Here is a 16,994-nt window from a genome sequence, read left to right on the forward strand (position 1 = left end):
CTGAGAAATTCGCCACTTCGGTCTATATTTTAGATGTAGGCATTTGACTAATAAGCAATGCCTTAACGTCTTCTGCAGACTGCTGTAAACATTGCGTAAATTGGTTGATCGACTCTGACCAACTGGTAACGACACAGAGAAAACAATCACCCATCAAAATATAACTAAAGCCATAACCGTCAGGGGTATCCGGTGCAAAGGAACCTGGATACATCCCCCTCTCTATATCTTCTTTCGCCCCCATAAACTTAGTTAGAAAAGACTCCATAAACCCAGTGGTGGCTACAACACTTTTGGTCAGAATTTGTGTATACGCCTTATCCTGAAAAATCTCAGGCATAAAATTTTGTTGTTTGGCTAGTTCATGAAGGGCGAATAAATGTCGATCCACTCCGTAGCCAGACATACAAAGAGATTTTCGCTGATCATGCTTAGCCATAGCCTGGCAAAGAGCTGCGTAACCGTCTTCAGCATTAGCCCCCTGTTCAAAACATTGAATCAAGTGCAATGACTCTGGGGTAACCGGACGTAAAACCTCTGTGCGCCCATAACGAAAATGTCGAGTGGACACGGGTTGATAAATATTATCCACCTGGCCATGGCAACGGGCATAGGCCAGCTGCAAAATCAGTTGAGCAATCGCCTCTGGATTCTTAAATTGATGTCGAGCAATCAAGTCCTCACCTAACCCTTCAATGGTTAAACTGCGAAACTGAAACGTCTGCGACAGTTTATCAAACTCCGATTTCGCCCGTTCTATGGATTGTGTCAGCTCGTTACTGAGCACCCATTCTAACCTGGTAGGTGACTGCATCAGTTTATCTTGTGCTTGTGCAGGATAAACTGATGCAACCAGTTGTTGATCTAGAAAAGTATCAATGTATTTGCTTATATCTCTTAGCAATCGAGCAATTAATAAACTATCCACAGGGGCATGATCCACATTTGCCCCCCATTTGCATCCAGGGGTAACAATTAATTGTAAGGTTTTATCAAACCAGCGATTGCTACCATTTCCATACAGAGTTTGCTGACTCCATGTTTCTAATGTATCTGGGATTTCATGGTCTAAACAAAGGATAAACAGGGCAGCATCTATTGCTTTCAGTGCGGTTGCATTAGATAAAGCCAATGCAGACCTAAAAACTGCCCATTCTGTACGATGTAGGGTTGTTAATAGCCCAACGGTTGGTATTTCTTCTTTGGGAGCACTCAGAATATCATCAATCTGTCTCTCCACTTGCTGAACTAACGTGTCAGCTTTATTTAAATCGATGGTGACAACATAGAACTGACTGTCATAGGCAACAATAAAATGCTCATTAGCTAACGGTGATAAAGTCTGGTGTTGGGTTGGAGTATAGAGGTTATCTTGGGCAATTTTAGGAATCCGATTGGTGCGGAAAAGCCTGGCGTACTGACACATACAGAGGTGGATATCACCTACTTTGTCGGGTTCTAAGGTACCATTTTTAATTTTCAGGTAAAAGTGGAGGACACCACTGCTTAATAATGCAATTTGTCGAGACCACTTAAGCTCTGAGACCTGTGGTGAAGCTTCAAACAATAAATTATAATTTTGGAAAACAGATAGGGGTTTTCGGATAGACAGAAACTCTTGTTCTCGGAAGTCATACATGTACCCCTTCGTTGTTGAGTTATGATGAATTTCCAGGAGCTTTTGTAGCTTAATGCCTCTGCCAGTGAGGAATTTCTCGACCGCTGCTTGGGTCTTTCTTTGTTCTGGTTCTGTTAAAAACGGTGTGACAATTTCCAGGTAGCGATCGCAGGTTTCCGCCAAAGAAGGTAATGGTATCTTAGGCAGATCAGCTACACTATCTGACTCACTGACTGCATTACTGTCATGCGATATGGGCGTTTTAGCAGAGTCAATGGAGAAAATCTTAAGGTTTAACTGCTGATGGGCAAATTGGGCCAACGCTAATACACTGGCTTTTCCCGTAAATTGAGTAACCGGAATATCTAACCGTAGCTGGACTTGTAATCGGTTACGGAATTCAACGGCCATGAGTGAATCCATGCCCAGGTCAAAGAAATTCTCATCTGGATTTGGCAACTGAGCCAGGCCGAGAATCCGTTGTAGCTCTCCTTGAATATGACGCAACAACAAGGAAGCGCGGTCAGATGGGAGGGCGTTTCGCAGTTGTTGAACCAGCTCACTCTGGCCAGTGAGCGTGGGTAGGGAGATCAATTGACTCAATATCGGAGAGCGCACTCCCCCCAAGTGGCGACCCATGCGATTCCAGTCGACATCCAGGACTATCCCGGTGGAGGTGTCGGTTGCCAGTAACTGTGCCATTGCCTGGTGGGCGTCCTGAGCTTGTAGGGGGACCAGTCCCCGTTTGACTACGTTGGCACGCACGTTGGCATTAGCGGCCATGCCAACATTGGCCCACGGTCCCCAGTTTATGCTGGTGCCGCAGCGCCCCAGCGCACGACGATGCTGGGCCAGACCATCGAGGAATCCATTGGCGGTGGCATAATTGCTCTGTCCTGCAGACCCCAACGTGGATGCTACTGATGAATAGAGGACAAAGAAATCTAAGTCATGGTGAACCGTGGCCTGGTGTAGATGCCAGGCACCTTGCACCTTGGGGGCAAGCACCCGAGCAAAGCGTTCAGGTGTTTGTTCACTGATGCTACCGTCATCAAGAATCCCAGCGGCATGGATCAGGCCAGCCAGATGTGGCCATTTTTGGCCAAAGCCGTTGATCAGTTCACTCACTTGCTCCGGATTGGTGACATCCGCTGCTTGGACTTCAATGGTGCCGTCATAGGTTTGTTCAAGTTCAGTAAGCTGTTGTCGAATGGCTTCATCAGCGTCCCGCCGACTGCTGAGCACCACATGCTGGGCTCCCTGTTCCAGAAGCCACTGGCAAGCCTGGAAACCTAAGGCTCCTAATCCGCCAGTAATGAGATAACTGCCATCGGCTCGGATATTCAGCGACTCAGCGACGTCGAGTTGAGTACGGTCGAGTTGAGTGCGAGTGAGTCTCGGCACAAAGATCAGTTCTTCCCGCAGTACACACTGTGACTCCATGGAGTGCATTAAACCTGCAGACAAGGAGACAGTATCAAGGCTGTCAACATCCAGTAGCCGTAATCCGAGTTGCGGTTGTTCAATCTGGATAGTTCGGCCAAGGCCCCAGAGTGCAGATTGAGCCGGTGCTACATCGGCTGTGGCGTCCACTGTTATGGCCCGTTGAGTTATCAGCGTTAGCCCCTGGGGTAGAGGCACATCCTGAGTTAGCAGTGTCTGAACCACCTGAAGAATGGTATTGGCATTCTCCTCAACCTCAGCGGTCATATCGTCCATATTGACGGTACTGATCAGCACAATGCCTGTCAGGGCAGCATGCTCCGTGGGGTCTGGGGCTATCCCTTGAGTGAGCAACTCTGCCAATTGTTCAGGTAAACCACACAACACCGACTGTTCTTGGGCCGCTAACTGCTCACTCAGGGTGGCACAACCATCGACCTCGCCCAAGATAAGCCATGGTGCCATGGTGGTTTCAATATTGACTGTCTGATTGCGAACGACGGGTTGCCATTGGGTCTTATATAACAACTGCGTTGTTGATTGAACTTGCTCTCGCAGCAGGTTATCACTAGCTGCTCGCTTAATAACAAAGTTTTGGATGCCGCCGAATACGTTACCTTGCTCATCGACAAACGTGAGATGCGAGGTTATTGTCTGCTCCGTGGCATCAATTTCGCTGATCTGGGCATAGCAGAATAGATGGGAGGGGGCAGAGCGCTGTAGCTCAAGCTGACCATATCGCAGGGGTAGATAGAGCCCACCATCTAAAGTCTCATCCATGGCACCAAAGAGGGTTTGGGTACAAGCATCTAACAAGGCTGGATGAATCGGCTCGATTTGTTCGGCAGCTACCAGTGCCTCAGGCAACATTACTTCAGCCAGGGATTCACCAGTTCCCCCCCATAGCTGTTGAATCCCTCGAAATGCAGGGCCGAATTCGAGGCCAGTGGCCCCTAAATGCTCATACATCTGATCCACTGAGTGAGATGGGAGATGAGATTGGAGTTGTTCAAGATCGATGTATTTATTGATGAATTCAGAACCTGAGGAGGCGAGACCAATACGGCCATAGCTATGGAGTTGCCAGGTTCCGGCTTGGGATAATGTGCGGCTATAAATGGTGAAGCGTTGCTGTTCACCCTCTCCTCCTGTTTCCAGGTGTAGCTGGAGTTCACAGAGTTCCGATACCAGCAGAGGCCGCTCAAAGGTCACATCGTGCAGTTGAGTAGGATCTTGCTGCGAGGCCATTGCCATGACGGCAAAGGCAGCTCCAGGCATAATTGTGTTTTGGTACACCTGATGATCGGCTAGCCACCCTTGATTGGGTGCGAATTGCTGGCTATAAAGTGTTGCTCCGCTTGCAACTTCGGTTTTGATACCTAAGAGAGGATGCATTGCCTGGCCTGGCAGTGTGCGTTGTTTGGTGACCTCAACCCAATAGCGTTGACGCTGGAAGGGATAGGTGGGCAGAGTAACTTTTTGAGGGTCATACCCTTGATAGACTCCAGACCAATTGATCCTGGCTCCTTTGACATAGAGCTTACCCAGGCTTTGCAAGAGGATTTGCCAATCATTTCCTTGCTTTGGATATAAACTAGGTAGCCAGAGATAGTCTCCAGTGGGTAGACATTGTTGTCCCATGCCCATGAGTATGGGTTTAGGGCCAATTTCTAAAAAGACTTTATGGCCCTGCCCTGCTAAGGTGGCCATGCCCTCCGCAAACCGCACGGGTGATCGCACATGGTTAACCCAATAGTCAGGTGTTGCCAGGTGTTCTGTGACGTATTGACCAGTCACATTGACAACCATGGGTAGCCGAGGTTTTTGGTAACTGATTTGCTCGGCGACAGAGCGAAACTCCGCCAGCATGGGTTCCATTAACACTGAGTGGAATCCATGGGAAACCCTCAGGGGGGTGACTTTGATTTGCCGGGCTACACACACAGCTGTGATCTGTTGCAGATCGGTTAGCGGACCTGAAATAACAGTATTATTGGGGCTGTTTAATGCTGCGATCGCAACAGACTCCAACCCCTCAGCCTGCAGCATAGCGTTAATCTTTGTACCAGAGGCCATAACAGCAACCATCCCCCCTCCCCTGGGCAGAGCTTGCATAAGACGGCCACGGGCTGCAATTAGCTTCAGACCATCGTCAAGGCTGAATACCCCAGCAATACAAGCCGCTACATATTCCCCCACACTATGGCCCATGACGACATCAGGCTGAATACCCCAAGATTTCCAAAGTTGACAGAGAGCATATTCAATTGCAAAGAGGGCGGGTTGTGTAAAGGCCGTTTGATTGAGCAACGCTTTTATTGCTTCAGGATCGGTAGCCGAGTAAAGAATCTCTAGTATGGACCGGTCTAGATGAGGCTTTAAGATCGCATCACACTGCTCCATACTCTGACGGAAGATGGGTTGGGTTTTATAGAGTTGCTGTCCCATCCGAAAATATTGAGACCCCTGACCACTAAATAAAAACGCAACTTTGGGTTGAGATGCCGTGACTGCCAGCACACCCTCAGTAATGCCAGGAGCTGTTTCTCCAGCACAAAAATCTTGCAGTTTTTGTTGTAAATCACTGATTGAGTTTGCCGTTACCACCAGACGATGATCAAAATGCGATCGCCCTACATTGGTGGTGTAACAAATATCTGTCAGGTCCACCTCAGGATGCGTTTCTAAATAGTTTTGATAGCTGACAGCCAGTGCTTTGAGGGCTTGATCTGTTTTGGCCGATAGGGTGAGTAAATTGAGAGGCCGTTGCTCTGGTGGATGGTGCGACTGGAGAGAGTTTGGTCGCTGTTTTCCAGATTGAACCGGTGCTGATTCTAAGACGAGATGGGCATTGGTTCCACCAAATCCAAATGAACTGATACCTACCAGGATAGGGCCGTCTTGTTCGGGTAAGTGTTCTAATTTCTGTTGCACTCGAATCGGCAGCTTGTGAAATTTGATATGGGGATTAGGTGATTCGAAGAGTGCCTGAGGAGGAAATTCACGTTGTTTGAGCGACAAGGCGACCTTGATCAAACCGGCAATGCCAGCAGCAGCTTCTAGGTGACCAATATTGGCTTTTACCGCCCCAACACGACAGATATCACCTGGCTGCCGCCCCTCGGCTAGCACCTTACCCAAAGACTTTAATTCAATATAGTCGCCGAGCTTAGTGCCGGTACCGTGGGTTTCGACATAGTGCACTTGACTGGGGAGTACATCTGCATCCCGATAGGCCGCCCGCAACACGGCCTCCTGAGAGACAGGGTTAGGTGCCGTAATCCCATTGCTGGTGCCATCTTGGTTGATGGCGCTGCCCCGAATGACGGCATAGATGCGATCGCCCTCCGCCAGCGCCTGACTCAAGGGCTTCAAGACAACAATCCCCACCCCTTCACTGCGGACATAACCATCTGCACGGGCATCAAACGTTTTACACCGGCCATCTGCCGCCATAAAACCAGCCTTCGAGAAGCTAACCGTACTGGAGGGAAGTAACAGAATATTGGCTCCCCCAGCTATGGCTAGGGGAGATTCACCCCTCCAGAGACTTTGACAGGCTAGATGAACTGCCACTAACGACGACGAGCAAGCCGTATCAATAGCCATGCTCGGACCTGTCCAATTAAAGAGATAAGACAGGCGATTTGCCACAATTGAATTAGCCGTGCCAATGGCGGCATGGGGTTCATTTTGAGTATGGCCCCAGGTCAACACAGAATAATCATGGGTACTAATTCCGGTAAAAACACCCACGGATTTCCCTGACGTCTGTTGTGGAATAATATTGGCATTTTCAAGAGCTTCCCAGGCCACCTCCAACAAGAGCCGCTGTTGCGGGTCCATGTTGATGGCTTCACGGGGAGAAATATTAAAAAATTGTGGGTCGAATTGATCCACCTGGGGCAAAAAACCACCCCAACGGGTATTCATTTTGTCAGGCTTGGCGAGATCTGGATCGTAGAATGCATCAATATCCCATCGAGAGTCGGGGATCTCGGTAATTGCATCTCCACCTCGCCTGAGTAACTCCCAAAAGGCTTCTGGATTTTCACTGCCTGGAAACCGGCAACTAAGCCCGATGATCGCGATAGGGTCTTTTCTGGTCTCAACACTCACTTAACAAGTACTCCCGATCTGATGTCCAAAATTCTTGTTCAACGGTGACTACGTTGACTGGCTGGCCTCAAATGTCACAGGCAATGACTTCAGTCCCCTCAAAACCAGGTTTTTTCGCCACTTCAAAGGTTCAGGAGCCAATTTAAGATGCAGTAATTTCTGAATCATTGTGTTAATCGCGATCTGACCCTGTATCCGGGCTAAAGCAGCACCCAAACAATAATGAATCCCCGATCCAAACGGAATGGGTTGGCCCTGATGACGGAGAAAATGCAATCGATCGGGTTCTGAGAATTGATGTGGATCTCGATTGGCAGCGCCAAGGGCTAAAAAGATTCTTTCGCCAGCTCTGATTGTCTTACCACCAATGTCTAGATCACTCGTAGCCATGCGCGCTAGGAATTGAACCGGGCTATCATAACGCAGTAGTTCTTCTACCCCCTTTTTGATCAGTGTTGGCTCCTGTTTAAGCTGTTTAAGCTGCTGAGGATGATTGAGAAGGGCTAGCATACTATTCCCAATCATGTTTTCCGTTGTTTCTTGCCCCACACTAAATAACATCAAACAGAACCCTAAGAAATCTTCCTCAGAAAGAACATTACTGTGGGTTTGCGTTCTCAAAAGCTGACTCAATAAATCAGAACCCGGACTTTTTTTTCTCTGTTCAATCAAGGTTTGAAAGTAACCTTTAAAGGCCTGAGCAGCCTCCTCCATACGACCATAGCCTCTTAAAGAAATGGGCTGATCAAAAACTCGAAACAAAGTGTACGACCATTGCGTAAGCTGAGTCTGGTCTTCTGAAGGGATATCAAGTATTGTAGAGATCACTAATGTGGGTAAGGGGGCGGCCAGGTCTGACATAATATCCATTCTCCCCTGATCTAGGACGTTAGCAATTAGCTGATCCACAATAGTTTGAATCTGAGTGCGAAGTTGCTCAACCGCAGCACTAGCAAAATAATTGCTCACCAGATTCCGAAAGTGGGTATGATCTGGGGGATTTTGGAAAAATAACCAGGCCCCAATCGTTTGTTGCAAATGGGCAAAGTTTTGTCCGGACTCTAGATAAGCCGCTTTCTGACCCAATCGATCTGGCAAATTGTCAACTTGAACCCGATGATCACTCAAAATAGCCTTGACATCAGCATAACGAGTGAGCACCCAGGCTCCCGTAAAACTGGCGGTTTGATGAACTGGGTCCTGCTCTCGTAATTGTTGAAAAAAGGGGTAGGGGTTAGCTCGAAACTCTGGTAAAAATGGATTAAACTCGATCACGGCCTAATCCCCCTCAACAAAGTATTCCGCTAGTTTCCTAATACTGGGATATCGCCAGAATACATCAGGTTCGATTTCATCATTCAGCCAGTCTTCTAATTCTCCTGTTAAGTTGAGGGCTACGGATGAATCTAATCCATAATCTGCAAATGGCAGGCGTGGGTCGATCGTGCTTGGTTCTACCTTTAAATATCGAGCTAAATTCTGGATTAACCAGTCTTCAATCGCTGCTTTTGTAACTGGTGCTTGGGCCGTCGCACTCTCTTTCACCTGCCGTTCCTCCTCTGAACAAGGCGTGGTTGATGTACTCTGCAAAGAGTTCACTGGAAAGTGAGATCGTCCAACAACATTTAAGGTATTCTCCAAAAAACGATCACGGCAGATGTAGCGTTGAATCTTGCCGCTGGATGTTTTCGGTAAACTTCCAGCTTTCAAGAGAATGACTTCTGATACTTGTAGCTCATAGTGCCGTGAAATAGCCTGACGAATCGCATTCATTACCGACTCAGCATCCAGGTCTTTGATCGCAGTACGCTCTACTTCATGCAGGACAATTAACGCCTCAGCCCCCTCTAGGTCGACTGAAAAAGCTGCACTACCATGAGGGCGCAAGGCTGGGTGACTTCGGGTTGCAACATACTCGATATCTTCAGGAGCATAGTTCTGACCTCGAATGATAATGAGATCTTTAAGGCGTCCTGTAACAAAGAGTTCGCGCTCTACCCAAAAGCCTAAATCACCGGTTCTGAGAAAAGGTGATTCAGTGTGTTCACCAATCGCTGTACGAGTCGTCTCACCCAAGCAAGCCTTAAACGCCGTTGCCGTTTCCTGCTGCCAGTAGCCCTGGGCCACACTTGGACCCCGCACCCAAATCTCCCCAACTTGTCCTGCTGCACAGATATCGTGACTCTGAGGATCGACAACCACAACATCCATATCATTTCTAGCTGGGCCGCACCCGACTAGACTCTGGGCTAGATTTTGATCAATGTCTGGTGTACCAGGCTTATGAAATTTGGGTGGCTGCAGCCGATTACCTCCAGTCACCATCAAGGTCGCCTCTGCTAGACCATAGCAGGGATAAAATGCCTCTGATCGAAAGCCACAGGCTGAAAATTTAGCCGAAAACTGTTGTATTGTTGCAGGTCGTACTGGCTCTGCCCCTGTGAAAGCAACGTCCCAAGAACTCAAATCGAGATGATGTAGCTCCTCTGGCTTTATCCGTTGCACACAGAGATCGTACGCAAAGTTCGGTCCTCCGCTGGTTGTTGCCTGATAATCAGAGATCGCTTGCAACCAACGGATTGGTTTTTTCAAAAATGCAGTGGCTGGCATCAACACAACTGGGAAACCAACGAAGAGGGGTTGAAGAATGCCACCGATTAAGCCCATGTCGTGATATGGAGGCAGCCAAATGACACCCTGGCTCTGGGGAGTATGACCAAAACCAGCCTGAATCTGAGTTAGATTGTGCTGTAAATTGGCATGGCTGATCATCACGCCTTTGGGGGAGCCAGTGGAGCCTGAGGTATATTGCACGAATGCCAGGGTTTCTGGTGCAATATCTAACGGCGGCCAATCAGCTCCAGTCTCGTCAGCCCATTGGTCAATCGCAACGCAGCGTATTTGTTCGAGCTGAAGTTCTTGACAGTGCGATCGCACCTGCTCAAGCTGATCCTGAGTTGTTAGAACTAGGGTAGGTTCTGCATCATGGGCGATCGCAGCCAGGCGCTCCAGATGTTGTGGTCGGCGCACAGGATATGTGGGAACCGCAATCACGTTAGCCAGTAGGCATCCTAAGAATGCCATAACAAACTCTAACCCAGGCGAAAAAAGCAGTAGCGCTCTGTCTCCAGGGGCTGTAAGTGAGCGTAATCTAGCCGCGATCGTCTGTACCCGATCGCCCAGTTGCTGATAGGTTAGACTCGCCGTCTCGGCTTCACCATTATTTAGAAAAGTATAGGCACGTTGACTGGGAAATTGATGAACATGCGACAGGAAAATTTCAGGCAAATTAGCCTTCGACACCGATTGAGGAAACGGCTCAATATCCGTTTTAACCGGTTGGATGTCTTCGAAATTTTGATGTTGCATCAGATATAAGCATCCATCTTTTCATTGTTGCAATTCTATTATCTCGGAGATCCCTGGCAGAAAAAATCCCGAAAAGTTCAGATTTATTCAGATAAAAGTTCAGGTTTATTCAGGTGTTTGAGAAATAGATGATTAAGGTTACCCCACAGGCCTATGCAGATCACGCGGTGCAACGTCACACCGAGACCGTTTGAGAATCACCCAAAAACTTTTCTAAAGAAAGATTCTTACCTTCAGGGGATAATCAGTACTAACACCAACAGAACTACTCTAATTAGAGCTGGTACGGTTACAACTGTACTTTCACTGAATTGTATTTGATTGCTTTTATGCACTCTATCTGTTACCTTTCCGCTTAAGGGTATTGTTAGTCACTTCACACACATAGCCGAATGCTACAGTCGCTAGCAGAAAAGTTACAGAAATCTAAATAAAAAATCAAGAATCAAAAAAGGGTAAATATGGCTGTATCTAAAAATGAGAATTTAGATCTTTCTTATGTGGGTTGGGATGATACAGCCAGGGAGTACCCGTGCAATCAGTGTATTCATCAGTTATTTGAAACACAAGTTATAAAGACACCTGATGCGATCGCATTGGTGTTTGGGCAACAGCAACTAACCTATCAGCAATTAAATGACAAAGCTAATCAATTAGCCCACTATCTAATAGACCAGGGGGTTGGACCAGAAGTGCTCGTAGGATTGTGTTTAGAGCGATCCATTGACTTGATGGTTGGACTGTTGGGGATTTTGAAAGCTGGGGGAGCCTATGCCTCCTTTGACCCTAGCTATCCTCAAGAAAGACTCCAGTTTATGGTTGCCGATACTCAGGTATCAGTCATAGTAACCCACAGCCATTTGTTATCCAGATTACCTGAGCATTCGGCAGTCGTCATTTGTTTAGATACCGATAGCACGGTCATTTCTCAGAAGAGTCAGTCTAACCCTCTCACTCAAGTTACCCCTAACAATTTAGCCTATATTATCTATACATCTGGATCGACTGGAACGCCAAAAGGGGTGATGATTGAACATCAGACTGTGAGAAATTTCACCCAATCTATTACAGCAAAATATTGTCTTTCGTCGTCGGATCGCGTTCTACAATTTGCCTCAGTCAGCTTCGATACATCTGTTGAAGAAATTTACCCCTGTTGGCACGCAGGAGCAACTCTGGTATTGCGCACAGAGGATATGAATGACATCGCGACACTTATTCAAAAGTGTCATGATTGGCAGATCACTGTTTTAAACTTGCCAACAGCTTACTGGCATCAAATCTGTTCTCAATTTTCCGAATCTCAGATCACCCTTAATCCATCGCTTCGACTCGTGATTATTGGTGGAGAAGGTGCTGATCCAGAACAAGTTCGACGCTGGCTCGATCATTGCGGTGATTATCCTCAGCTTGTCAACAGTTACGGTCCTACAGAGGTGACTGTGGTAGCCACAACCTGTCACCTTTCTAAGGTGCAAATTCTTAACTGGCAAGGGAGTGAAACCTCGATTGGTAAACCCTTAGCTCATATCAAAACCTATATTCTGGATCCATCGCTACGACCTGTCCCTAAGGGGATGAAGGGAGAATTATATGTGGGCGGTATTACCCTGGCGAGGGGCTACCTCAATTTACCAGAGCTAACCACAGAAAAGTTTATTGCTAACCCCTTTGGGCCTGGAAGGCTCTATAAAACAGGCGATCTCGCCCGGTATGCCCAGGATGGCGATATTGAATATCTGGGTCGTGTAGACTATCAGGTCAAAGTTCGAGGGTTTAGGGTAGAACTGGGTGAAATCGAAACGGTCTTGAATTGTCACCCTCAAGTCAAACAAGCAGTGGTGATTACAACCCGTCAGGCTGCCCATCACACAAAAATAATTGCCTATTTTGTTGCTTCTCAGCCGTCTCCATCTCCTTTGCAACTGCGTGAGTTTCTCCAACAGAAGCTACCGGAGTATATGATCCCAAGCGCATTTGTGGCCTTAGATGTTTTTCCTCTCACCCCCAATCGAAAAGTAGATCGCCGAGCACTGCCACTACCTGATAGGAACAGTCTGCCGGAAGAGCAATACATTGCCCCCGATACTCCTCGTGGCGAAATCATCGCTAGAGCCTTTGCCGAGGTGTTAGACATCGACAAAGTTGGTATATACGATAATTTCTTTAACCTAGGTGGACATTCTTTATTGGCCATTCAGTTAGTGTCACGCCTCAGACGAACTTTTGAGGCCAATCTCTCCATTAGAACCATTTTTGAAGCGCCGACTGTTACCCAGCTAGACCAAAGGATACATCAGCTTAAAAATGCTGCCAGTAACCATCAGGCTTTCTCCATACCTCGTGTTGATCTCTCTGGTGCTGACAAATCACGACAGCAGTATCCGTTATCCTGGGCTCAAGAACGATTATGGTTTTTAGATCAACTTGAAGGCTCCAGTGCAACTTACAATATATCTGAAGCATTTTTGCTCCAAGGATCGTTGGATCTTCATACTTTGCAACAGGCACTCTCAGCAATAGTTAATCGACATGAGATCTTACGAACCAGCTTTCAAACCGTGAATGGTGTCCCTGTTCAAGTAATACAAGCATCAACCACCATAAATATTGAGCAAATTAACTTGCAAACTTTAACAGGTGATGAACAAGCAAAAACTTTAAACCAGCAGATTCAGCAAGCGGCTGCGACTCCATTTAATTTAGAAGTCGCTCCCCTGCTGCGATGTTCTGTGTTTCGGCTGGGTACATCATCCTATACCCTTCTCTTTACCCTGCACCATATTGTTTCTGATGATTGGTCAATGGGGGTTATGATGCAAGAACTCTCGGCCCTATATCAGGCATTTTGTTTAGGAGCCCCTTCACCGCTGACCGACCTACCGATTCAGTACACAGACTTCGCAGTATGGCAGCAGCAGCAAATACAATCCGAAACCCTTAAAACGCAACTCCAGTACTGGCAAAATCAACTTGCAGATGCGCCGGACCTATTATTATTGCCAACTGATCGCCCTCGTCCAGCGGTGCAAACCTATCAGGGAGCCAGTCAACAGTTTCTCCTGGATAGGGACCTGACTCAACAACTAAGGCGGTTATCGCAACAGCTGCAGGTCACCCTATTTATGATCTTGCACAGTGCATTTGCCACATTGCTCTACCGCTATAGTGGACAAACCGATATCTTAATTGGGTCTCCTGTTGCCAATCGCAATCATCCTGGACTAGAGCCGTTAATTGGCTTCTTTGTCAATACTCTGGTTTTAAGAACTCGCTTTGAGAACAACCTTAGTTTTGAGACCTTATTAACTCGTTTTCGAGAAACAGCCCTCCAGGCATATGAGCGCCAAGGTGTCCCTTTTGCAAGAGTAGTAGAGGCCTTGAACCCCCAACGGAGTTTGAGCCACTCTCCTCTATTTCAGGTAATGTTTGCATTGCAAAATGTACCGCTGGACGACCTGGTACTTCCAGGGATAACCTTGAGTGAGTCTACGATAGAAAACACAATCTCTAAGTTTGATCTCACCCTATCCATCACTGAAAGAGAGAACCAATTAACCTGTGAATGGGAATACAACACAGACTTGTTTGATGCCTTAACGATCCAACAGATGGCGGCTCATTTCAGTAATTTGCTTTTTGCTGTAGTGATGGACCCTCAAAATTCTGTTAGCAAATTGCCCTTACTCGATGAAATTGAACGTCATCAGGCTCTAGTTACCTGGAACGATACCCAATGCCACCTTTTGCAAGAACAATGCATTCACCGGCTATTTGAGGCACAGGTTGCTAAAACCCCCGATGCTGTAGCCATTGTATTTGAGCAAGAGCAGCTCACCTACCGGCAGCTGAATCAAAAGGCCAACCGGCTGGCCCATTATCTGCAAGCACAGGGCGTAGGACCAGAGGTTCTGGTTGGGATATGTGTAAACCGATCAATTGATATGGTCGTGGCGTTGCTCGGGATTTTGAAAGCGGGTGGGGCCTATGTCCCGCTCGACCCAAACCATCCCTCAGAGCGGCTTCACAGTATCCTGACTGATGCACAGGTATCTTTACTGGTGACTCAAGCTTCATTGTACAAACAATTTCTCTCCCTTAAAAGCTCAGTTGTTTGCCTGGATGACCAGGCATCGATAATTGCCAAACAATCGCCTGAAAATCTAGATAATAGCGCAGCTTCACACAATTTAGCCTATGTTATCTATACCTCGGGTTCAACAGGACAGCCTAAGGGGGTTCAAATTGAACACAAATCGGTGGCCAATCTCCTATGCAGTTTTCAGGAGACTTTAGGAATAGATCATTCCGACCGTCTAGCTGCAGTAACAACCATAGCCTTTGATATTGCCACATTGGAGATTTATCTGCCCCTCATTAGGGGCGCTCAACTATGGCTTATTCCCCAGAATGTGGCACAAGATGGACAACAACTTAAGCATAAACTGCTTGAAATCCAGCCCACAATTATGCAGGCAACTCCCGCCACATGGCAAATGTTGTTGTTAGCTGGATGGGATGCAATCTCAACAGATATGATGATCTTATGTGGTGGTGAAACCCTGCCTCCTGAGATTGCCCGTCAGCTCTTGCCCCGTAGCAAAAATCTGTGGAACTTATATGGACCCACAGAAACAACTGTCTGGTCAAGCCAGTTCTGCGTTTCACACTCTAGCTTAGATGGAAAGGCTCATACTCAATTAACGATTCCCATTGGTTCTCCCATCGCCAATACTCAGGTTTATATCCTGGATGCAGAATTATGCCCTGTCCCCAAAGGAGTGATTGGTGAGTTATACATTGGGGGAATGGGCGTGGCCAGAGGTTATTTAAACCGTTCCACACTGACCGCAGAGAAGTTTATTCCTACCCCCTTTGGCTCCGGACGACTCTATAAAACAGGAGATCTCGCCCGATATGCCCAGGATGGCGATATTGAATATCTGGGTCGTGTGGATTATCAGGTAAAAGTTCGAGGATTTAGAATAGAACTGGGTGAAATCGAAACCGTCCTGAGTAGCCATCCTCAAGTCAACCAAGCAGTGGTAATTACTGTAGAAGAAGAGGTGCCTGAGGATAAAAGACTAGTGGCCTATATCTGTCCCTCTCTCTATCCTCCAGAGCATTCACCGACCGACCTCCGAAATTTTCTCAAACAAAAGCTGCCGGATTATATGATTCCAAGTACATTCGTAACCCTGGAGGATTTTCCCCTCAACCAAAATGGAAAAATAGATCGGAAGGAACTCTCTTTATTGGACATAGGTCAAAGTCAAGGCACCCACAACCAGCCTGAGACAGTCCCTCGTAATTTTATAGAACAAACATTGGCTAAAATTTGGCAAGATTTATTATGCAAAGAGAGCATTGGTATCCAAGATAATTTCTTTGAACTAGGCGGGCATTCTCTAAAAGCCATGCGTTTAATGGCTCAAATTCAACAATATTTTCAAATCAATTTACCCCTAGCCACATTATTTCAGCATCCCACCCTTGAAGAACTCGCAGCTGTTTTAGGATCTACCTCGTTTCAACCAAATTGGTCTCCCCTGGTACCGATTCAACCTAACGGTTCAGCGATTCCATTATTTTGTGTCCCCGGTGCTGGCGGCAATGTGCTCTATTTTTACCCCCTTGCCAGACACCTGGGTACCGATCAACCCCTGTATGGACTACAGGCTCAAGGTCTGGATGGGGAAACACCTCCTCTCCAAAGTATTGAAAGCATTGCGGAACAATATATTCAAGCGATTCAGACAGTTCAACCTGTAGGCCCCTATGTGTTCTTGGGACATTCCTTTGGTGCTCAGGTGGCTTTTGAGATGGCGCAGCAGCTTCAGCGTCAAGGACAGTCCATTGGTCGGGTTTTTATGATCGATGCGATCGCACCCTCAGCAACTAATACGACATCATCAGATGTAAGTCGCCAGAAAACCTATGCTGACTGGAATCACACCACGTGGATGCAGCTGTTAATTGGCATGATTGAGGAGCTTTTGGGTGATAGTCTCCAAATCGATGTCGATAAACTCCACTTACTCACCGAATCAGAACAAATCGACACCTTAAAACAACGGCTTGAAATGGCCGAAGTGCTCCCCCCTCAATCGGATAGCAAAATAGTCCGGGGATTGTTTCAAGTATTTCGGACTCAGTTTCAGCTGGATTATAGTCCCAGGTATACATCTCCGACTCCCATCACCCTATTTCAGGCTCAAGAGGCAAGTTTATCCCAGTATGGCCTATCAGAATCATACGAAAATTTGGCTATGGGATGGCAACCCTTCGCAGCAGAAGAGATTGACGTATATACCATTTCTGGTAGCCATGCCTCCATGATGGTTGAACCCCATATCGAAATGTTGGCTCAGAAAATTCTTAAATCTATCGAACAGATCAAAATATCTTAAGTTCTGTCATCCATCTGATTGTCCTCACTATCACC

4 protein-coding genes are annotated in these 16,994 nt (G+C 47.0%); 1 reads left to right on the plus strand and 3 read right to left on the minus strand.

The features are described 5' to 3' along the window. Positions 1–22 precede the first annotated feature (22 nt). From SPB21_RS34685 to SPB21_RS34695, 3 genes are read right to left on the minus strand one after another with little or no spacing between them, the layout of a single operon-like run. Positions 23–7,180 carry a choline/carnitine O-acyltransferase gene (locus SPB21_RS34685; protein WP_499869600.1) on the minus strand — a complete coding sequence of 2,386 codons (7,158 nt, stop codon included), beginning with the start codon at positions 7,178–7,180 and terminating at the stop codon, positions 23–25. 48 nt (positions 7,181–7,228) lie between these two features. Further along, the gene (locus SPB21_RS34690; protein ID WP_163702044.1) at positions 7,229–8,455 is read right to left on the minus strand and encodes a cytochrome P450; all 1,227 of its coding nucleotides are present in this window, start codon (positions 8,453–8,455) and stop codon (positions 7,229–7,231) included. Between the two features lie 3 nt (positions 8,456–8,458). Then, a complete protein-coding gene (locus SPB21_RS34695; RefSeq protein WP_499869602.1) occupies positions 8,459–10,549 on the minus strand; it encodes an AMP-binding protein in 2,091 nt (696 codons plus the stop codon). Positions 10,550–11,010: 461 nt separating this feature from the next. Here SPB21_RS34695 and SPB21_RS34700 point away from each other — a divergent pair, with 461 nt between their 5' ends. Next, positions 11,011–16,959, plus strand: a complete 5,949-nt coding sequence (locus tag SPB21_RS34700; RefSeq protein ID WP_499869603.1) for an amino acid adenylation domain-containing protein — start codon at positions 11,011–11,013, stop codon at positions 16,957–16,959. The last annotated feature ends 35 nt before the right edge of the window (positions 16,960–16,994 follow it).

Source organism: Leptothoe sp. ISB3NOV94-8A, assembly GCF_043421595.1.
Classification (GTDB): domain Bacteria; phylum Cyanobacteriota; class Cyanobacteriia; order Phormidesmidales; family Phormidesmidaceae; genus Leptothoe; species Leptothoe turfae.

Coding starts and splice junctions, on each gene's coding strand:
- SPB21_RS34695 (WP_499869602.1), bottom strand. CDS start 10,549: ATGCAACATCAAAATTTCGAAGACATCCAACCGGTTAAAACGGATATT.
- SPB21_RS34700 (WP_499869603.1), top strand. CDS start 11,011: ATGGCTGTATCTAAAAATGAGAATTTAGATCTTTCTTATGTGGGTTGG.